Annotated in this window: 15 protein-coding genes; 12 read left to right on the forward strand and 3 right to left on the reverse strand. The window is 48.3% G+C overall.

The features are described from left to right. The first annotated feature begins 3 nt into the window (after positions 1 to 3). Genes EBA_RS10785 through EBA_RS10805 form a run of 5 tightly spaced genes read left to right on the forward strand, consistent with a single transcriptional unit; the run spans position 4 to position 6,363 of the window. Positions 4 to 3,660 carry an ATP-binding protein gene (locus EBA_RS10785; protein ID WP_192374723.1) on the forward strand — a complete coding sequence of 1,219 codons (3,657 nt, stop codon included), beginning with the start codon at positions 4 to 6 and terminating at the stop codon, positions 3,658 to 3,660. Then, positions 3,653 to 4,087 carry a DUF2490 domain-containing protein gene (locus EBA_RS10790; RefSeq protein WP_225616146.1) on the forward strand — a complete coding sequence of 145 codons (435 nt, stop codon included), beginning with the start codon at positions 3,653 to 3,655 and terminating at the stop codon, positions 4,085 to 4,087. The genes EBA_RS10785 and EBA_RS10790 overlap by 8 nt, the downstream gene beginning before the upstream one ends. Further along, entirely contained in the window at positions 4,035 to 4,280 is a 246-nt protein-coding gene (locus EBA_RS10795; RefSeq protein ID WP_225616161.1) for a hypothetical protein, read from the forward strand. The genes EBA_RS10790 and EBA_RS10795 overlap by 53 nt, the downstream gene beginning before the upstream one ends. Next, on the forward strand, positions 4,277 to 5,500 hold the full coding sequence (locus EBA_RS10800; RefSeq protein WP_192374724.1) for a hypothetical protein: 1,224 nt from the start codon (positions 4,277 to 4,279) through the stop codon (positions 5,498 to 5,500). Before EBA_RS10795 ends, EBA_RS10800 begins: the two co-directional genes overlap by 4 nt. Further along, entirely contained in the window at positions 5,497 to 6,363 is an 867-nt protein-coding gene (locus EBA_RS10805) for a DUF7281 domain-containing protein (RefSeq protein WP_192374725.1), read from the forward strand. Before EBA_RS10800 ends, EBA_RS10805 begins: the two co-directional genes overlap by 4 nt. A gap of 508 nt (positions 6,364 to 6,871) precedes the next feature. Here the strand turns inward: EBA_RS10805 and EBA_RS10810 are convergent. Continuing rightward, positions 6,872 to 7,582 carry a DUF6901 family protein gene (locus EBA_RS10810; RefSeq protein ID WP_192374726.1) on the reverse strand — a complete coding sequence of 237 codons (711 nt, stop codon included), beginning with the start codon at positions 7,580 to 7,582 and terminating at the stop codon, positions 6,872 to 6,874. A gap of 193 nt (positions 7,583 to 7,775) precedes the next feature. On the opposite strand from EBA_RS10810, the gene EBA_RS10815 reads away from it, so the two are divergent. From EBA_RS10815 to EBA_RS10830, 4 genes are all read left to right on the forward strand, one after another. Next, a complete protein-coding gene (locus EBA_RS10815; RefSeq protein ID WP_192374727.1) occupies positions 7,776 to 8,165 on the forward strand; it encodes a hypothetical protein in 390 nt (129 codons plus the stop codon). 113 nt (positions 8,166 to 8,278) lie between these two features. Next, on the forward strand, positions 8,279 to 9,115 hold the full coding sequence (locus tag EBA_RS10820) for a ferritin-like domain-containing protein (protein ID WP_192374728.1): 837 nt from the start codon (positions 8,279 to 8,281) through the stop codon (positions 9,113 to 9,115). Continuing rightward, the gene (locus EBA_RS10825; protein WP_192374729.1) at positions 9,108 to 10,283 is read left to right on the forward strand and encodes an NnrS family protein; all 1,176 of its coding nucleotides are present in this window, start codon (positions 9,108 to 9,110) and stop codon (positions 10,281 to 10,283) included. The genes EBA_RS10820 and EBA_RS10825 overlap by 8 nt, the downstream gene beginning before the upstream one ends. A gap of 1,341 nt (positions 10,284 to 11,624) precedes the next feature. Then, positions 11,625 to 15,437 carry a DUF1631 family protein gene (locus EBA_RS10830; protein ID WP_192374730.1) on the forward strand — a complete coding sequence of 1,271 codons (3,813 nt, stop codon included), beginning with the start codon at positions 11,625 to 11,627 and terminating at the stop codon, positions 15,435 to 15,437. Positions 15,438 to 15,462: 25 nt separating this feature from the next. On the opposite strand, the gene dnaQ is transcribed toward EBA_RS10830, so the two are convergent. Then, a complete protein-coding gene (dnaQ, locus tag EBA_RS10835; protein WP_192374731.1) occupies positions 15,463 to 16,182 on the reverse strand; it encodes a DNA polymerase III subunit epsilon in 720 nt (239 codons plus the stop codon). A gap of 9 nt (positions 16,183 to 16,191) precedes the next feature. Then, complete coding sequence (gene ppk1, locus EBA_RS10840; protein ID WP_192374732.1) at positions 16,192 to 18,261, reverse strand: polyphosphate kinase 1; 2,070 nt, start codon at positions 18,259 to 18,261, stop codon at positions 16,192 to 16,194. Positions 18,262 to 18,387: 126 nt separating this feature from the next. On the opposite strand from ppk1, the gene cysM reads away from it, so the two are divergent. The 3 genes from cysM (at position 18,388) to EBA_RS10855 (ending at position 21,230) form a co-directional block, all read left to right on the forward strand. After that, a complete protein-coding gene (gene cysM, locus EBA_RS10845; protein WP_192374733.1) occupies positions 18,388 to 19,278 on the forward strand; it encodes a cysteine synthase CysM in 891 nt (296 codons plus the stop codon). Between the two features lie 96 nt (positions 19,279 to 19,374). After that, on the forward strand, positions 19,375 to 20,697 hold the full coding sequence (gene rlmD / locus EBA_RS10850; RefSeq protein ID WP_192374734.1) for a 23S rRNA (uracil(1939)-C(5))-methyltransferase RlmD: 1,323 nt from the start codon (positions 19,375 to 19,377) through the stop codon (positions 20,695 to 20,697). Continuing rightward, on the forward strand, positions 20,694 to 21,230 hold the full coding sequence (locus EBA_RS10855) for a L,D-transpeptidase (protein WP_192374735.1): 537 nt from the start codon (positions 20,694 to 20,696) through the stop codon (positions 21,228 to 21,230). Before rlmD ends, EBA_RS10855 begins: the two co-directional genes overlap by 4 nt. Positions 21,231 to 21,235 lie beyond the last annotated feature (5 nt).

Consider the following 21,235-nt stretch of genomic DNA (forward strand, 5'->3'; position numbering starts at 1 on the left):
AGAATGGAACGTTTTGGATTGATTCGGCTGATTTTGATCGACTCGTATAAGCCCGGTACGCTACAGGAGGTGCGCCTGGATGGACACACCAACCTCAACGGCGTCAACGGTGCCGGTAAAACCACACTGCTGCGACTGATTCCGTTGTTTTTCGGCGAACGACCAGGCCGGTTGGTGCCGAAAAGCCGGGTCACCGAAAGCTTTGCCAAGCATTATTTGCCTAACGAGTCGTCCTATATCATTTTCGAGTATCGCCGCGACCAGCAAATCTGCATGGTGGTGATCTATGCATCACTCAACGAAGAAGGGCTGTGCTACCGCTTTGTCGATAAGGGCTTCGATCGCGACGATTTTCTGGAAACGCGGCTCGACGGTTCTTGCTACCCGATTTCCTGCCGTGATCTGAAACGCCACCTGGATAAACGCCACATCAATTGCAGCAATCAGCTGACGTCCTGCAGTGACTATCGTACTGTGATTCAGAATTTGCCGCATAGCAAGGGCCAGGAATTACGCAATTTGATTGCCCGGTACAGCTTTTGTCAGGGCAGTGCTGGCCGACGTTTGAAAGACATCGAAAAAATCGTCTCCGGCATGTTGCAGCGCTCGACCGATTTCGCCGACTTGCGGGAAATGCTGGTCAACTGTATCGACGAGAACCGCGATTCCATTTCCTTGGATATATCCATGGACAAATTGGAGGATTGGTACAAGGAATATCGCGCTTATCAACACAGCGAAGCCGAGCGGGAACAGGCGGCTGAACTGAGCCAATTGGCAACGGAGCAAGAGCAGTTCAAAACTCGTTTTGGCGAGCTGCACAAACGCCTGTTACTGTTGAGAGAGCGTTATCGTCAGCAACAACAAGGGCAGCAAGAACGGCTGGCGAATACCGAGCAGTCGCTCGATTCCTTGAAATCCGATTGGGAGACTCAGGAACAAGAGATGCAATCCGCACTGGCCAGGCAAAGAGCCGAGTTAAGCAGTCAGGAGAAGCAGAAAACCCAACTGGAAAATGAAAAAGCCGAATGGGACGCCAAGGACATACAGTGCAGCATTCGTCTGGCCGAGCAACAGCCTGTCTTTGCCGACAGTCTGGTTCGGGAGCAACAGCATTACGAAAAGCTGACGTCTGAAGTGCAGGACATCAATGCCCAATTCGCCGTGATCAAGGCCGAAACCGAGAAAGGGTACGCCGAGCAGCGTCACCAGTGCGAAAGGCAAATCCAGGAGGTTAGGGCTGAGGTTGGTCAAGATGAAGCCAAACATCGGGCTGAACATAACCAGGTCAGGGAGCAACTGAGAGCCGCGAATAATGGCGAACAGGAAAAGCTACATGGATCGGCCGGTGAGGTTCAGGGAAAGCTGGGGGCGCTGAATGCACAGATCGCGCAAATCCAACCTGATCCAGAATTAATTCAAACCCGGGAAGCCAAGTTAGAGCTTCAGCAAAGCCAGCATCAGAAATTGGAGGAAGCCAAAAATGACGTTGCGGGTATCAACAAGCGCATCAAAGCCAATCAGGATGATGTCGAGTCCGCGCTGGAACAAAAGCGTCATATTCAAGCCGAGAAACAATCGATTGATGAGGCCATCAAGCATTTAAAGCGGCAACTGGATACCGAAGCCGATACCTTGTTGCGGTTTTTGCGCGAACATCAACCCGGTTGGACGCAGGATATTGCCAAAGTGGTTAATCCGGATTTGTTGCTGCGCGACGACCTGGAGCCGGTATTACTGGAAAAGCCGACGGGATTGTATGGGGTCTCATTGAATCTGGATGTGCTGTCGGCTGATTTGGCGGCCGATGAACTGCAAATCCGAGCTTTGTTGTCCGTGCATGAACACCGCTTGCGCGAGTTGACCGGTTTGGACGAACAGGCCGATCAACATTTAAGCACTTTGAAAAAGACCGATACTCAACTGCGCAAGCAATGTCAGCAAGCCGAAACCGAACAGGGACGCCTGCACAATGGCTTTACCGCCATTAAAGCAGAACTTACCTCTTTGAAACTGCAGATCGAAAACAGTAAACGTCAGCGCGCGCAGCTGTTGCAGGCTGAAAAAGCAGCGGTTGAGCAAAACCTTAACCAAATCAAACGTCAGCTGGATGGCTTGAAGCGGCAATTACAAAACGATGAAAAACAGCTTGCTGTCGAGCTGGAAACCGCTATCGCGCGGATTAAACAGGCGGCAGAACAACAAGTCGAACATATCAAGCATGATATTGCCGCGCTAAACAGCCAAGAGCAACAGGCCCTGCAACAATTGGCGCAACAACGGCTGAACAGCCTGAAGACTCGGCAAATCGATGTCGATGCCTTGCAACAACTCGAAGGCCGGATAGGTACTTTGAAACAGCAGTTAAAGGACGCCAAAGCCGCCGCTGAAACAGTGAGCGACTATCGGCGTTGGGAGCAACTGCATTGGTCTGGCTATACCGAATTGTGCAACGCGGCTCGTGAACTGACTACCGAGCTACGTCAGACCGAGGCACAATTTACTGCCGCCATGCAACGCTATCAACAACGCAGCAACGAATTGAAAGCAGAGCAGGGACGGCTGACTGCCGCGTTGCAGAAACTGAACCAGGAGATGAAAACGCTGGAGCAATTGCTGGATGATGGCTCTGCCTACGCCCGCTATGCACCCAACGTCGTCAGCTTCGACGAATCGCACACCCTGGCCTTGTTACAAAACGAATATCGCACTTTGAACGAGGCTTTCAAAAATCAGCGTCGGATGTTGTTGGCAAAGCTTAGGCATTTGAAACAGACCTTGGCGCGTTATCCAGGCACCCGGCCGGCCCAGTATTATGCCAGTCAGGAAAGTGAACTCGGTTTGGACTGCGACGAAACCGCCTGGCTGTCGCCGATATTGAATTGGTACGATACAGCCTATCAGGATTTACATAGTTGGTTGGTCAATCAGGTCAACTTGTTTGGCGCCATGATTCGAGATTATCAGCAAACACTGGAAAAGTTCGATCGCGGTATAGATTCCCTATCCAGACGCCTAACCAAGCATATCGACAGCAATATCCGTTTCGACAAAATCGAAAGCATCCAGGGGCGATTGACTTCAAAAGTGCAGTCCTTGGGCTACTGGCAGCAGATCGTCGCATTTACCAAACAATACGATGACTGGAATCGAAACAGTGACGGCCGTTTGCCTGGCGAGACATTTGCGGACATGGTGAGACTGGTAGCAGAACAAATGCCCGGCAAGGGCAGGGTGGAAATGAAGCTGGTCAGTCTGCTGGAACTGGAAATCATAGTCAGCGAAAATGGTCGCAGCAAAAAAGCGACACATGCCGAGGAATTACAGCAAATCTCCAGTCATGGCTTATCGTATTTGATCTTATGTGTGTTCTTTATTGCCCTGGTCAACATGATACGCAAGGACCAACCCTTGAACATCATCTGGCCGATGGATGAGCTAAAGGAACTGCATCAGGTCAATATCGAGGTGTTGCTGGAGTTATTGAGCAATAACGGTATTACCTTGCTGTCCGCCTTTCCCGATCCTGATCCGGATGTTCTCCGGCTGTTCAAAAACCGTTATCAGGTGGTCGGCCAGCGCGAGTTGGTGGAGATGGAAATCGATGACGCCTATCTCGCGGAATTGGCGCCCATGGTGCGGGAGCTGGCTGATGTTTGACGTCTTACTGAAACGTCTGCTGCAAGGCGAGTTCATTTGCGAAATCAGCGACGAGGCCGGCTTTCGATTTTTGCAGCAGGCCGATAACGCGCAACAGGTCGACGAGTTTTTGAGCCGTTTGCAATACCGCTTGAGCAAGACTCAGAACAGCCTGGCGTATTATGCCGCCTATCGACAAATCGATGCCAGTGCCCGCCGCGATATTCAACGAATATTTCAACAGTTTCGGGTGGAACTACAGCCCGTCGTGGAATGGCTGGACATGATGATGGCCTGTTTGCATCGCGATACCACTTTGTCGCCCGGCGATACGCTGAGCTTCGGGGCGCTATTGCAGGTCATCGAGAGTAATCAGGCTTTGGCTGGCGGATCGTTTGCAAACCTTTGGTCGCTTCAAAGATTTTGTCTGTACCGACGATGCGGTTAAAAGCCGTTTGGAAAAATTGCTGAAAACCCTGGATCAATGGGGCTATTTACATCTGTCTAATCGCGACACCCTGATTTATCAAGTGACCGGCAAGCTGGATTATTTCTATCAGGCGCTGCAATTCATCAAAGAGCATGAGCAATTGCCGATCACGCAGGACGAAGATGACGTGGCCCAGGAGAGTCTGTTTTGAGTCAGGCCGAACAAAGCCTGGAGCGGCTGTTCAAGGCGCTGGCCAATCATAGCGACTTGATCGCCAAGGCCTATTTCAATGGCACTATCTACTCGGACGGTCAGAATCAACGCACCCTCAATCAGCTAAAACAACTGAAAGTACTGGTTAATCACAGCGACGATGGTTTCCGCATCGCCGGACGGTTAAGCCAGTTTCTCGATAGCGCCTTGAGCAGCGACCGGATCCGTCGGTTAGATACCGATCTGTCGAGTTGGATCGATACTCTGGAGCAGCAGATCGGTTTGTACCAGGATGCGTGGCGAGAGAACCGGTTGGACGATGTGGATCATTACCTGCTGGAAATACAAAGGTTGGTATTCGATTTGGCCGACAACCTGGAGGAAAACACCAGTTACCTATTGATGCTGGTCAACAGCCGTTTTGCCAATGTCCGGACCCTGGCGGAAAAACAAAAACAGAACACCTTTTACATTGCCCGTCTGGAAAAGCTGGTCAAAGCCATCAGTGCCTTGCAGCCTGAGTTCTTACTGGAATACGTCGAGGAACAGCCGGAGTTACATCAACTGCTGGAGCGGCAATTACTGAGGCTATTGCCAAAGTATCAACAACGGCTGCAGGACATCCTCGATAAGCTGAAAATTTTCCTGTTCGAACTGCGGCAAATCGAAGTGCGTGCGCAACTGGTTCAGGGCTTTGCGTTTTATCTGCGGCAAAATCCCGATTACCAACCATTGGACTGGAGCGAGCACGATCAGATCCCTGAACATTGGAATCGCATTCAACCCTTAGCGTTGTCGGCGCATGCCGATCCCATGGACCACGCCGTGGAGCAAGACCTGGTCGAGATTGCCCAGAAGATTCGCATCGATAGCGATGCCTTGCTAGCCAAACAAAAGCAGCGGCGTTTGAACGCGGTGACATTAAACCCTGCGGAAAAACAGACCCTACACGTCCCCAAATACCGACAGCAACTGGCGGTCTATATGGCCAAAGTCCTTCAACAATCTGGCCGGCCATTATCGGCGCTGGCATTTCAACAGATTTTTGCTACTGATATCGAGCCTAGCATCTGGCTCGCGTGCGTGATGAACGAATGCCTGAAACAGCAACATAAGTCCCTGCAAGTCGAATGGCGGGAGGTGAGTGAAGGGGCAGGCTTTACCGGCAATAAGAAGATTTGTGACATTCTGCTGAGCTGTCAGGCTGGCGAAAGATGAACAAGACATGGCTGGCGGTCATTGCACGCGCGATCGATAGTGAACGGGAGCTGTTTCCGCTCAATCAAACCTGGCAGGCTATTCACCAGGAATACAACATAGGCCTGACTCAAGCCAAAAAACTACTGCTGACTCACCAGGACAAACAGGAACTACGGGAGCTGGTTAATAAAATCTCCGGCATCGATCTGCGGCAGGTTGCTACTAGCGAGTTTGCCGGTATGCAGCGCGAACAGGCTTTAACTCTGGCAATTGATGAAAAACTGGCCGGACAATCGGTAAAGAAAAATCGCCTGGCCATTAAAGCCTTGCCGGGCAGGGCGCTCAAGTTAAATGCTGAACTCTATCGATTGCCGGACAACAGTCATTGCGATATGCCCTTAGAAAGCATAGTCGGTGTCGAGAATCAGAGCATTTGGATTGTTGAGAATTACCGCTGCTTCGATCAGTTGGGCGTTATTAAGCTTGATGAGTCGGCGGCGTCCACCGAACCGTTGGTGGTGTTTCGTGGCGATCATATTTATCAGGCTGGCACGGTGTTGAGTCTGATCGAGAAACTTCAGTTGCCTGTCTGGGTGATGGGTGACCTGGACCCGAAAGGTCTAAGCATCGCTCAGTCGTATCCCAACTTTGCCGGCTTGATTGCACCGGACATGGCAGTGTTGGAGAACTATTTTAGCGACCCCGGCAAAGCCAATCATAAACTCTACGAAAAACAACTCGCCAGCTGCCGAAAGGCGGTATCGGATACCCGTTTCCCCATCATTCAAGCTTGTTGGCAACTGATAAGGCAGCATCAGGCAGGCATCGTCCAGGAGCATTGGCTGGTCGGTAACACGACGCTGAAAATGCACCCAGCCTAACCAAGATCAGTGAAGACCTGATGATTTCAGAGCCAATCCCCAACCTTTATCAAGATCGCTTTCTACATTTAACCGAAAATGACGAATCAGCGACTGATGCGATCATCAAGCTGACGCACCGGTACCTGGACGGAAAACCAACCAAAGCCGGAAAGCGAAGCTTGAGCGCGACTGATCGAGATCTCGATTTTTGGAAGGCTAGTTTTTGGGATGATGTCTCCAACGAGGTTTTCGAGACCGAAGCCTTCGCATTGGCCTTGGCTCGTTATTTCCAGCAAAACCAGATGACCCGACCGGGTTGGCTCCAACACCTGGCTGTCAGGGCGCCAGTCGCACTCCGGCGCGCCATTCGATATTCCCAGGTGTTTTTATCGCGCCCTGAATTGCGTTGGCAGGAAATCATGGGGCTTGATCCCGGTTTTTGCCGAAAAAATAAGAGGTAGACGTTGATAAGTCTCTTGCATCCGCTTGGCGCTTATTGCATTCAATGGCTTAACGTGCCGGCAGACTATTGGGTTGGATTACGGTAGCCTTGGAATAAATGCCGGATTTCTTCCAGGCCGTCCTCTATCGACCAGGACACCGATTTTGACAATAAATCCAGCAAAATAACGCCGTTTACAGCCGCATCTTCGCTAATCGCAGTTTTTAGTCGTTGACTTAAATGCAGGTTAACAATTTGTAAGTCTTGATAAAGCGCGAGCAGTTGATCCAGCTCCAGCGAATAGGGCAGTTGGTCTTTATAGCGAAAATACTGCGCCAATAAGAACATGGTGGTTACGCGATAAACCGTTTCGGTTTGGTCGGCCAGTGGTAAATGAAAGCGGGCCATCGGTTTTAAAAACTCGGTATGCGGACACGGGCTGGTGGCCATGATTAAGCCTAAAATCGAGCTGGCGATATGCTGCGCAGTGGTGTCTCCGCGTATGGTTCTTCTATCGGTGATTACCTCTACAGTCATTTGCTTGTGTGAAACCAGGTGGCCGCATAAGTCCAGCAACGACACCAAATTAACCGCGACCGGACAATGCGGAAACTGCGCCGAATTTAAGGGGCAATTGCGGCATTGTTGATACGAAAGTGCCGTCCAAAAAGGATAGGGCGGCGGTGCGGCGGAAATCAGCGTCATGCTTTGTTTGTCGACTTCGATCAGGAAATCCGCGCTGTCGTAGTCATCGGCTGTTAGGCGGTAAGTAAAATGTAGGTTGTCTTGGGACATATAATCTCAGCAAACAAGTATTGGTTTTAGCGGCGTTAAATTGCGTTGATGAACGATTGTAGGTGTGCCGCAAATGACTGGCAGAATAATACCTGCAGTTTGGCTTGAGTATAGCGGCGGTTTTTAACTTAAAGGGCCTGCCCGTAGCTCCATGCTACAATCCCACACTCTAAATACCTAATAAGGCTTTACCATGCAATTTATTAAACTCCCCGTTGTTGCTTTGATGCTTTTATCCTTTAACGCTGTAGCGGAAGTACAGTTGAGCAAAGCCGAGCTTCTGGGCACTTGGACAATCGATAAAGAATCGAATACCAGCGATGGCAGCAAGGCCCGCAGTTCTAATACCACCTGGACCTTTAAAGAAGACGGCACTATCGAAGGCATGACCCATGAATCCGACTCGCACGCCAGAATCGATCAAATGCGCGCGGTGCTGAATTATTCCGTCGAAGGCGGCAAAATTGTCAAACAGGCTGCCCCCGGTCGTTCGAAAATGGAAACCTGCGAAGCTATCGAAAAAGCCGGTAACAATATGGTTTTGAAATGCCAAACCGTTTATTTTTTTATGACTAAAAAATAAGATTTAAGGATTATCCCCGGCGACACATCTCGGCCCGAGAGACTAATTAGATTGATTCGTGCAATTATTTAGCGCAGATAGCTCTCGGATAGGATGTTTTTATCGGGTTTAACGTGAGAACAGGAACTTTGATTTTGGAAGAGCAGGCTCCTTGCATATCTGATTTCGCGGCGCGCTGTTTATTTAATAGCGATATTGCGCAAAAACTTGTTTTAACCCATCAAGCCAGGCAATTATTGGATAACGGCCTGTTGTCCTTGCAGGCAGAAGGCGCGGTATTGCCGATAAGCCATACACTATTTCCGAGCAAGCCGGATTTGTTGATGCCGCGCGATATGCCTAAACGACGTCTTGATTCCGATGCAGGCAAAGCGGCTTTTTTTCACGCGCTGGCGCATATTGAGTTCGTGGCAATTTATTTGGCCTGGGACATTATTTACCGGTTTCGCGGCTTGCCTGACGATTTTTATCGGGATTGGCTAATCATCGCCGACGAAGAAGCTCAGCATTTTGAGCTGATTCGCGATCATTTGCTTGGCTTGGGGTTCGATTACGGCGACTTGCCTGCGCATCGTGGGCTTTGGTCGCACGCAGAAGAAACCTCGGACGATATTTTGGCGCGCTTGGCGATAGTGCCGCGTTGCATGGAGGCCAGAGGTTTGGACGTGACGCCGGCCATGATGGATAAGCTAAACGTCATTGGAGATCAGCCTGGAGTGGCTATTTTGACGCGGATTTATAATGACGAAGTGGGGCATGTGGAGCGCGGTTCTTATTGGTTCAATATCCTGGCCAAGCAACGCGGTTTACAGCCCGAACAGTGTTTCAAGGACTTGATTATGAATTATTTTAAGGGCAAACCTAAAGGGCCCTTTAACCGAGAAGTGCGTATAATCGCCGGCTTCTCGAATAACGAAATCGACTGGCTGGAGGAGCGTTTGCATGAATAACAAACCGGTTTTTGATTATCCACTGTTTGCGATGGGTTTTAGGGCTTTTTTCGCGCTGGCGGGTTTATCAGCTCTGGCTTTGATTGCACTGTGGAGTTCGATGTCCAACGGTTCACTGCATATCGATAACTACTTCACCGGCAGTACTTGGCACGCGCATGAAATGTTGCTTGGCTACACCACGGCAGTGATTGCCGGGTTTTTACTGACCGCGGTTAGAAACTGGACCGGCTTGCAAACGGTTACGCCCGATCAGCTAGCGTCGCTGTGTTTTCTGTGGATTTATGGCAGGGTATTGCCGTTTTATTCCGAGTTGCTGCCTGATGTCTTGATAGGCGCAGTCGATTTTGTATTTTTACCGGTGCTGGCATATTTTGTTAGCAAGCCGATTTTAAAAACCGGTAACTACCAAAATCTGATTTTTATCGCTTTGCTGTTATTGCTGACCTTGGGCAACGGCTTAATTCATGCCGAAGTACTTGGATTTGCCAGCAACAGTGCCGCGCTCGGTCTGATCTTGGTCGTTACGATTGTCGTGGCCATGATTTTGGTGATTGCCGGCCGGGTGTTTCCATTTTTTACCGAACGGGGTTTGTCCGGAGTTATTTGTATTCGCAATCCGGCATTGGATATAGCTGCTGTGGTTGTGAGTCTGGCGGTGTTTGCCCTGCTGATGCTGAATATTTCCGGGGCTATGTTAGCGGTGACTGCCGTTGCTGCCATTGTGATTAATATTGTGCGAGTGGCGGCCTGGTACCATCCGCGCATTTGGTTTGTGCCATTACTTTGGGTTTTGTATGTGGGCTATGGCTGGCTGATTTTGGGGTTTGGCTTGGTGTCTTTAGCGGCTTTTGGCATCGTTCCACAGTCTTTGGCTTTACATGCTTTTACCGTGGGCGGCATTGGCATTTTGACACTGGGCATGATGGCCCGCGTTGCTTTGGGCCATACCGGCAGGGCCTTGAAAGCCTCGAATGTGATGGCGCTGGCGTTTGTGCTGATTAATCTGGCCGCGCTGTTTCGAGTGTTGTTTCCCGCGTTGTTGCCAAGCTGGTATGGCGGCTTGGTGATGGTGTCTACCTATTGCTGGTTGGCGGCATTTTCCTTATTTGCATTTTATTATTCGCCAGTTTTGACGTCGTCTAGGCCGGACGGGCAGCCAGGATAGGGCAATTCATAAAAACAGCGGCGATTAGACCGCTGTTTTCTGGGGGCTTTTGTTAACTTTGCGCCTATCAGAGCCGGCTGCAGTGCTTAATCCCTAAGGCTTAGATCAACGCACACCAGATGGAACACCAGGAAACATTGGGCCTGGGCTTTTATCCGTTCGCCGTCACATAAATACCGCAGTCATTGTGCCGGATTGTCCTCGTCCCCTTATTTTAGGGGAGTAAGCGAGTGTTGACAGGATAAGAGCAACCAAGCAATTATTCCAGATAAATACGCATCCAGCCCTATGGCGCACAATTTATTGCCAAATCGTCGCTAAAGTGCCCAACTTCCTTATCTTTTTGCATGTAGGTAGCGCTATAGCGGCGAAATTCGGGGTTGCCTGTGGCCAATATAGGCCCGTTATCCAGAAACGGCGACTTTATCGGAAGTGGCTTGCTTGGCGGCTCATGATGGATTCCTTTTCATGAGTACGAAATAAACAACCAAAGGGTATTAGTTAGACCTTGTCCGGGGTGGAGACAAGAGCCTTTCCTCTGAAAACATAACAGTATGTAATGGCTGTGGTTGTGGTTGTGGTTGTGGAGTTTGACCATACGCCGAATTAAACAAACCAGCACCCGGACCTTGCTTTGACTAGTGCGCAAACTGATTTCATTCTTATCAAGGCTAGTGTTCTTGCCATTTTAGAAGGATGGTTTTTGTGTGAGTCTGGCAAATAGGACGAATTTCAAAGATCCGCTTGAATGCTGATGTCTACGACGTTGAAGTAGTGAATGCTAAAGACCCAACTGCTTGATCAAATCAAGCAATGTCGTTTTGTTATCTAGCGTAAATAGCTCATGTTATTGGCTATACTAGGCACTATGCCTTGAAATGCGTTAGAAATAACACTGACTACCGAACAAAAACAACAGCTGGAATGAATAGTCCGCAGCCGTAGCGCCGAGCGCCGACTAGTCGAGCGCGCTCAAATTATTTTAGAGTGCGCGACAGGTGGGCAAAATCAAGAGGTTTATTTGCACCACTCACGCAGTTGGTGTGTGAGTGCCGACCCTGAATTCACTGAGAAATCGGCGAATATTATTGGTCTGTAAAGGTGCCAGCTTTATAGAGGCTGAGGAGTTAAATAAAAAATACAATAGCACATTTACGCAATTAAACACTATGTTACTAAGAACACTCAGTTAGGCAACGCATGGAATAGTGTTAAGATTAGTGTCAACGTTAGAGGCGTCAATGCGTTGACTTCGTTGGCTGGAGTTTATGGGGGCTCATTTTAATTAATAGGGCTAGCAATCGATATTATAATAATTTGATTTAATATTTATTCTGATTTATGTCTGCTAGTATAAAAAAAAGCAAGCGACGTCGCTATATCAGGTATGCGATAGATCTGCAGGCTTTGCTATTAATCGAGAACACTAATTCACTGGCATGTCGTATTCTGGATTTTTGTAGTGGCGGGTTTTATCTGGTTTTAGATAAAAATCACCCGGAAGTTGTATTAGATAAAAACTTAAAAATTCGCTTTTCTATTCGGCTAGAGTTTGAGCTAAAAGCCTTTGAGGTAGAGGCGAAAATAACACATATAGGCACATCCGGGGTAGGTGTTGTCATTGAAAATATGCCTGCTGCTACTTTTAATGCACTAAAAACAATGGCAAGTACTGGATTGCTGGCCCCTATTCCTGATACCTCTGATAGCTCGCCGGAAAACTTAAATCAAGAAAACTTCAAAAACTCATTTAAGCAATTTCTAATAGAGAGTCTACCACAACTCATAGACAGTTTTTTCCAGTCTCTCTGTGAATGTTTGGATGTCGCAAATTCACATTCTGAGTTTTTTTCCAACGCCTCGGCTTTCGATGACTTAATTACCACCTTAAAACTGAATAGAGAAATCATTAGTAGTGAGTTTTGTTGCTCTGTTATATATCAAGTCGATTTTATATCTAATAACACCGAAAAATCGCCAGAGATTTTATATCATGAGTCGCTTTCACTAGTCGAAAAGGAAGATTTTGAAGATTGGCTAAATATGGCGACATCCATTAGGAAGCTAAAAAACTATTTTGACGATGAGCTTAGTCTGATAGTAAGAGAGCTATGCAGAGTGTTTGGTATATTTGACAACTCGATCAATAACCCGATAGGCCCGGCGATTTTATGTGATAGTTTTAGGGAAATATTTCTGCAGTTGGAATTAGGAAGCTATGTAAAAAAAGCAATTTATAATTGTTTTGAGAAAACTTTAATTCTAGAATTACCTGGATTTTACAAGCAGGCAACAGCAAATCTAACAAAATTTGAGTCTGCACGGCCTGTCAAGCCAGGGCATAGTAATCAGGGTCGACATTCTTTCGAAACTAAACATAACGAAAATACCCCTGTTTATTTCAATGATTTTTTAGATGCGGAGCCACATGCTGCGCTCAAAGCCATTCAACCTTTAACTCAAGTCTCAGGAAAATTACTTAATCTATTAAGTGAAACAGCAAGTATATCGACGGACATTGGAAATAAAGGAGGCGACGTCCCTCTCACTCATACCCAAGCTGTGTTTAATCCTGCTGAAGTGTTATCCGCAATTGCCAAGATCCATAATGATATAACTGCCAAAACAGGAAGTCATTTTGATGCTGCAACATTACACAAAAGCCTTACTGAAAAATTACAGGAAAATAGCCCTGAAGCAAAATCATTGTCAGCGAATGATGCCCAGCGCCTTGAATTATATGGTAAGTTTTTTGATGCGCTATTTGGTCAGTTGGAGTTTTCGACTGATATTAAAAACTACATGGAAAGCATTTATTTGCCTTTATTGTCCTTGCCATTACAAGGAAACGATTTTCTAGATACCGAATCGCATCCGGCACGCAAAATACTCAATCAGTTGGCTGTTTTGGAACCTGCGATAAAAAGTAATAGAGTCATAAAGAACACTAATATAAAAAATACTGTGGAAAAAGCGATCGCGCGAATTTCTGCAGAGTCTATAAGTAATCCAAATGTGTTCGACGAAGTCGAACATGAATTGGATGGCGTCGCGAAACAATTAACCAAATCCACTGATACCAATATTAAACGCATCATCGACCCATACGAAGGCCAACAAAAGCTTGAACTGGCAAGACTTGCCATTCAACAGGAAGTCGACAAGCGTATAGCCGGTCGCGCCGTACCTTCTATCATTCCAACCTTACTTGGCGCTGGATGGCAAGATCTTTTAGTGATCGCCGAACTAAATAAGGACGCTAATCCCGAAGAAAAAACCTCATATCTCCAAGTTATTGACGATTTGCTTTGTTGGCTTTACGAACAAGAGTCTTTTTTGAATATGCAATCCGTCAGTATTCACACTACACTTAAATTTATCGAAGATAATTTGGGCACGGTTTGTCCTAACTTATTTAAACGCGATAGCGTTATTGAAGAATTGTTTGCGTTGCTGGTAGGCAGTGGCGTGCCAAAAGTGAGGAAGCCAATCGATACCATCAGAATTCCCGTACCTAAATCCATTTCGAGTAATAACGAATCTAAATGGGCTGCGCAAGTTGAACACCTGCAAGAAGGGGAATGGCTGATCATGTATAGAGGTTCTGAAGGTTTTGAACCTATGAAGTTAATATGGATAGGTGGTGTTTTACCTATTTGCGTTTTTGTTAGTCGCGATGGATTAACAAAATTAGAGATTAGTAAAAGCGAACTAGCATTACTACTAGAAAACGGCGGTGCTAATAGAATAGAAAGCCTGGACGTACCCTTAATGGATCGTGCTACTAACCAAATGTTGCAAAACATGCATAGCAAACTGGTTTACAACGCGACTCACGATGCGGAAACCGACTTATTTACCAAAGACGAGTTTATCAAACAACTTAAACTTGAGCTAGTCAAGCTTGAAAATAAATCCCATTTATTGTGCCATATAGAGGTGTTGGATTTTCGGGTCATTACAAATATTTGTGGCGTAGACGGTGGTAAGCAATTCTTAAAGACCTTGACGCAACTAATTCTTAAAGAGTTACGCGATTGCGATTTATTCGCGCGAATCGGCGATAAGTCATTTGCTGTACTCTATAAAGAGTGTTCTGTAGATACGGGATATGATTTATCCAAGCACCTGATAAAAGTTATCAGTGAATCCCGCTTTCAATGGGAAGAAAAGAGCTATTCAATCGGCGTTAGTATGGGGTTGGTGCCTTTCGATCTCAGTAATTTTGACATCTACGAATTACTTCAGCATGCCGATGCTGCCAGTATGTCGGCAGAACACTCCGGGCCAAACAATGTGTTACTTTTTACAAGTGACGATGAAAACCTAAAACGTCAAAATAAAATATATGAGTGGATAGGTAATATTGACAAGGTGTTTTCCGAGAAAAGATTATTTTTACGTTGTCAAATGATTACGGCTGTAGATGAAACAAGCGCCAGTCATCAACATTACGAAATTCTGCTCGGCATTAAAGACGAAAATGACAACATTATTCCGCCTGATCATTTCATACCTGCGGTAGAACGTTGTAAACGCATGCCGGAAATTGATCAATGGGTCATTACCAATGTACTTTTGTGGATTGAGAACAATAAAAGTTATTTTGATAATATTGATGGATTTGCGATTAATCTGTCGGGACAGTCTATTAATAGTGAAGAGTTTCTCGAGTTTCTTAAAAGCGTTTTAGAGTCGACCACTGTGCCGACTAATAAGCTTATCTTTGAAGTTACGGAAACAGTTGCAGCGGAAAGCTTCTATTTAACCAACAGTTTTATCAAAGCGATTAAGCAGTTCGATTGTAAATTTTCCTTGGACGATTTCGGGTCGGGCTACTCGTCTTACTCGTATCTAAAGAATTTAAATATCGATTACTTAAAAATAGACGGTGCTTTTGTTAAAGATATTTTAAATAATAAGGCCGATATTGCCATCGTCAAATCAATGAACGAAATCGCGCATTCCTTGGGTTTGGCAACCATTGCGGAATACGTTGAGAGCGCTGAGATTAGAGAAGTTTTAAAAACCATAGGCGTTGATTTTGCGCAAGGCTACGGCGTACACAAGCCTATGCCGCTCAGCGAGCTGGTCGTCGACCTTCCCAGCACGCCGTTTTTCTCGTTTGAAGATACCGAGTTCTGGGGATTTTGAATCCAGGCTTTCTAACAGGCCTAAGCTACTGTTGCCAAAGGCAATGACCGCTCACTTTGGCGATTTTCGCCAGGCGCTGCTGGTGATCCTGTTCTTCCTCACTACTACAAGCAATAATTTTTAATGGCGACCTGTCTGCCGACAATCGTACGATGGCGTGCTCGTTGCCATTACTGGTGTGATCGCCTTCGTCCAGCAACGAAGCTTGTCCGCCGGTCATTAATAAATAGACCTCGGCCAAGATTTCGGCGTCGAGCAAGGCGCCGTGTAATTCGCGGTGGCTGTTGTCTATCCCGTAGCGCTTACATAAGGCATCCAGACTATTTCGAGCGCCAGGGTGCTTTTTCCGGGCGTAAGCCAGGGTGTCGAATACGGTGCTATTAGTTTCGACGCGACGTTCTTCCCCAGGCAGTAAGGCTAACTCATGATTCAAGAAGCCGACGTCAAACGGTGCGTTGTGAATAATCAGTTCCGCGCCGTGGGTAAAGCGCATAAAGTCTTCGACTACATTGTTGAAGCGGGGTTTATCCTTTAAAAATTGATTAGTGATGCCATGTACTTCGATAGCGCCGGCATCGATTTCCCGATCCGGATTCAGATACACGTGAAAATGATTACGGGTCAAACGGCGGTTAATCAGTTCCACGCAGCCGATCTCGATAATTTTGTGGCCTTCTTTGGGGTTGATGCCGGTGGTTTCGGTATCCAGTACCACTTGCCGGATTTGGCGGGGTTGTTGACTCATGACTTGCTCCTATCCGCAAAAAGCTTTGAGCAATTCGCTCTGCACTTGATAAACAGGTTGATTGTCGGCACGCAAATGCCGGTATTGGCCGTCGCTTTGCAATTGCCAGGCTTGAGCGTTATCTCTGAGATAAGCCTCCAGGTCGCCAAGAATACGTTCGACAATCCGTTTGTCGGCGATAGGGAAGCAGACTTCCACGCGGCGGAACATATTGCGGTTCATCAAATCGGCGCTGGAGGCGTAAACCGCCCAGTCGCCGCCGTTGCAAAACGCATAGATGCGGGTATGTTCCAAGAAGCGGCCGACGATAGAGCGTACGTCGATATTCTCTGAAACACCGGGTACGCCGGGACGCAAACAGCAGACGCCGCGCACGATCATTTTAATTTCCACGCCGGCTTGCGATGCCCGATACAAGGCTTGAATCGCTTGTTCCTCAACTACGGCATTGACCTTGATAATAATCTTGGCTGGCTTGCCTTTCTTGGCGTTCTCAATTTCCCTATCGATCATCTTCATAATGCCGTGATGCAAAGTAAACGGCGATTGCAGCAGCTTATTCAGCTTGCTTACTTTGCCCAAACTGGTCAATTGCATGAACACCCGGCGCACGTCTTCGCCCAGTTCTTTTTCACAGGTAAACAAACCGTAGTCGGTATAGAGCCGGGCGGTTTTCGGGTGATAGTTGCCGGTGCCCAAATGCACGTAATTGCGCAGGGTAGTGCCTTCCTTACGTAAGACCATGCACATTTTAGCATGGGTTTTATACCCAACCACGCCGTAAACCACGTGCGCTGCGGCTTCCTGAAGTTTAGCGGCTAGGCCGATATTGTCTTTTTCATCGAAACGCGCGCGTAATTCGATGACGACAGTGACTTCCTTGCCGGCGCGGGCGGCCTTGATCAATGCCGCGACGATGGGCGAGTCCACCCCGGTTCGATACAGGGTTTGTTTGATGGCTAATACATCCGGATCGGCAGCGGCCTGGCGAATGAAATCCACCACCGGTGAGAACGACTCATAAGGGTGGTGTAATAAAATGTCTTGCTTACGGATGCTGGCAAAGATGTCCTTATTACGACCTAGAGCCGAAGGCACACTGGATTTGAACGGCGTAAATTTCAGATCAGGTCTTTCGACCATGTTCAATATGGTTTGGATACGACTCAAATTGACCGGACCGTTAGCTAAAAATAAGCGATCTGGTTTTAAATCAAAACGTGCCAATAAGAAGTTAACGGTTTCTTCCGGACAATTGCCGTCTATTTCCAGGCGCACTTCATCGCCGTAATTGCGCATGGCCAGCTCACCTTCTACGGCCAGCATCAAATCGTCTATCGCGTCGTCGTCGACGAAAAAGTCGCTGTTGCGCGTGACCCGGAATTGATAACAGCCCTTGACCATCATGCCGTTGAACAACTCATTGACGAAGGCATGAATGATGGAGGATAGAAATACAAAATCGTAAGGACCGCTATCAGTCTCGGCGACCGGCAATTGCACGATACGTGGCAGCGCGCGCGGTGCCTGCAAAATCGCCCGGCCGCTGTTACGTCCAAACGCGTCTTTGCCGGTCAGGGAGATAATGAAATTTAAACTTTTATTTAAAATGCGCGGAAACGGGTGGGCGGAATCCAGTCCTACCGGGGTTAGAATCGGCAGCAACTCTTCGTTGAAATATTTTTCCAGCCAGGCTTTTTGCGCCGGACTCCAGCGGTCGCGGCGCAGGAAGCGGATATTTTCGGCTTCCATGCAAGGGATCAGTACTTCGTTAAGCACTCGGTATTGTTCGGCGACCAGATCGTGCGCCTTGATCGAGATTTTTTCGAACTGTTCGTTAATGGTTAAACCGTCGGAACTGACCAGATTGGGGTCCATTTCCGCCATTTGTATCAAACTGGCCACGCGCACTTCATAAAACTCGTCCAGGTTGGAACAAGAAATGCATAAATAATTCAGCCGTTCCAATAGCGGCAGCGTTTCGTCCAAGGCTTGAGCGAGCACCCGAAAGTTGAACTCCAGCAAACTGTGTTCGCGGTTTATATAAAGCTCGGGACTAGTTAGATCGATTGATTCCATGTCGGCTGCTGGTTAGATTGTGGTCAGTTGATTATAAATGAAATCATTTAGCCTTGGGTTACAGCGGCGCTTAAGGTGTGGAACTTGCTATAATCGCCGCCGTAACGTTAACTGGATGTTAAAGTCATGAATTTCCCAACCATAGAATCTTTTGTCGGAAATACGCCATTGGTGCGTTTGCAACGCTTGCCCGTAGGCGGCGGCAATACTATTTTGGTCAAGCTGGAAGGCAACAATCCGGCTGGTTCGGTTAAAGATCGACCTGCCTTAAGTATGATTCAACACGCCGAGGCGCGGGGCGAGATCAAACCCGGCGACCGCTTGATCGAAGCCACCAGCGGTAATACCGGGATTGCCTTGGCGATGGCGGCGGCGATTAAAGGCTACAAAATGACCTTGATCATGCCGGATAATATGAGTGCCGAACGCATTGCATCGATGAAAGCCTACGGAGCGGAAATCATTCTCACGCCGGCTAAAGGCAGCATGGAAGGCGCCATCGATTTAGCTCGGGCAATGGAAGCGCGCGGCGAGGGCCGGATTTTGGACCAATTCGCCAATCCCGATAATCCTTTGGCGCATTACGAAGGCACAGGTCCGGAAATCTGGCGCGACACGCAGGGCAAAATCACGCATTTCGTCAGCTCGATGGGGACCACCGGCACTATTATGGGGACTTCCAAGTATTTGAAAGAGCAAAATCCCGCTATTCAGATTGTAGGCGTGCAACCGGAAGGTGACTCGAAAATCCCCGGTATCCGGCGTTGGCCGCAGGAATATTTGCCAAAAATATACGAATCGGTGCGCGTGGATAGCATCATTGAAGTCGATCAACTTAATGCGGAAAATACCACGCGGGCTTTGGCGGCGGAAGAGGGCATCTTTGCCGGGGTTTCATCCGGCGGCGCGGTGTATGCTGCCTTGCAATTGTCCCAACAAATTGAAAATGCCTTGATCGTGGCGATTGTCTGTGATCGCGGCGACCGTTATTTATCCACCGGTATTTTTCCGACTTAACCGACAACTCTATAAGTCAGGGGGCGTGATAACGTTCCCTGACTGACTTATCCTTGGGTTTAACCCAAATCGCTGTAACCCGAATCACAATTCATAATGGCCCACAAGAAAAAACTCCCCTTAGACCCCGTTACCGTTACCATAGAATCTCTCTCCCACGATGGTCGTGGTGTTAGCCACGTCAACGGCAAGGTCGTGTTCATCGACGAAGCCTTGCCCGGCGAAACCCTGGAATTCGTGTATACCGACAGCCGCAAAGACTATGCCGAGGGTAGGGTGGTCAATTTGCTGAGCCGCTCCGAACACCGTGTCGAACCGGCTTGTCCGCACTTCGGCACTTGCGGCGGTTGCAGTTTTCAACACGTCGACGACGCCGAGCAGATCAACTTTAAAGAAGATTTGCTGCGCGATCAGTTCCGCCGTATCGGCAAAGTTGAGATCCCGCAAATCTGGGAAGCTTTGACCGGCCCGCATTGGGGTTATCGCAGTAAAGCCCGGATGGGTGTGAAGTGGGTGGCGAAAAAGAACAGGGTGTTAGTGGGGTTTCGCGAGCGGCGCAATCCGTTTCTGGCGGAAATCGATAGCTGCAAGGTAATGAACCCCATCGTCGGTGAGAAATTGATTGCGCTGGGCGAGATGATCGCCGGGCTGACGGTTAAGGACAAAATCCCGCAAATCGAAGTCGCCATTGGCGATAGCGATTGTGTGCTGGCGTTTCGGGTACTTGAGCAACCGACCGACGCCGACAAGCAACGGCTGCGCGAATTTTCTCATCAGCATCAGCTCAGTATTTGTCTGCAATCGAAAGGCCCGGATACCATAGTGCCGCTAGAAGGCGAACCGGAAGTGATTCCGAGCTATGCCTTAGCCGAGCAGGGAGTTAAATTCAATTTTCGGCCGGCGATGTTTACCCAGGTTAATTACCAGATCAATCAGAAAATGGTCACGCGGGCGCTGGAAGCCTTGGAACTGTCCAAGGACGACAGAGTATTGGATTTATTCTGTGGTTTGGGGAATTTTACTTTGCCGCTGGCGACGTTGGCAGGGCAGGTAGTGGGTGTAGAAGGCGACTTGCCGCTGGTCAAGCACGCTCGGGAAAATGCCAAGTTGAATAATCTCGACAATGTCGAGTTTCATGTCGCCGATTTGAGCAAAGACTTGAAAGACCAACCCTGGTCCAAGCAAAAGTTTACCAAAGTGTTGCTCGACCCCTCACGGGCCGGTGCCTCGGAAGTGTTGCACAACTTGAAGCACTGGCGGCCCGATCGCATCGTTTACGTATCCTGCAATCCCTCTACCTTGGCTCGCGATGCCGGGATTTTGGTGAACGAGCTGGGTTACAAACTGGTTAAGGCCGGGGTGATGGACATGTTTCCGCAAACCGCGCATGTCGAATCGATAGCCTTGTTCGTGAAATGATCCCAGGTTCTACCGGGCCGAATGCCTACACCCAATTTGCCGAGTCATTAAAGTCCAGCTATCTGGACATCTCCATTGCCGAGCAGCGTCTGCGGTTGCTGGAGAACGGCGCGCTGTTGGCGGAGTTTCCGGTTTCCACGGCTAAAAACGGTCCCGGCGAAAAAAAGGGCAGTTATTGCACACCAACCGGCTGGCATAAAATTAGGGCCAAAATAGGTGCAGGTCTGCCTATCAATAGCGTACTCGCCGGCCGCCGGCCAACCGGCGAAATCTACTCGCCCGAATTAGCTTTGCAGCATCCGCAACGCGACTGGATACTCAGTCGCATCCTCTGGCTGGGCGGCCTGGAGCCCGGAAAAAACCGCTACGGCGACGTCGATTCCACTTGGCGTTATATCTATATCCACGGCACTCCTGACGAACTCATGCAAGGCCAGCCGGAGTCCCATGGCTGCGTGCGGATGCTCAACGCCGACGTGATGGCCTTATTCGAGCGGGTTAAAGTGGGTTGTGGGGTATGGATTCATGAATAGTGATC

The sequence above is a fragment of the Methylomonas albis genome, from assembly GCF_014850955.1.
GTDB lineage: Bacteria > Pseudomonadota > Gammaproteobacteria > Methylococcales > Methylomonadaceae > Methylomonas > Methylomonas albis.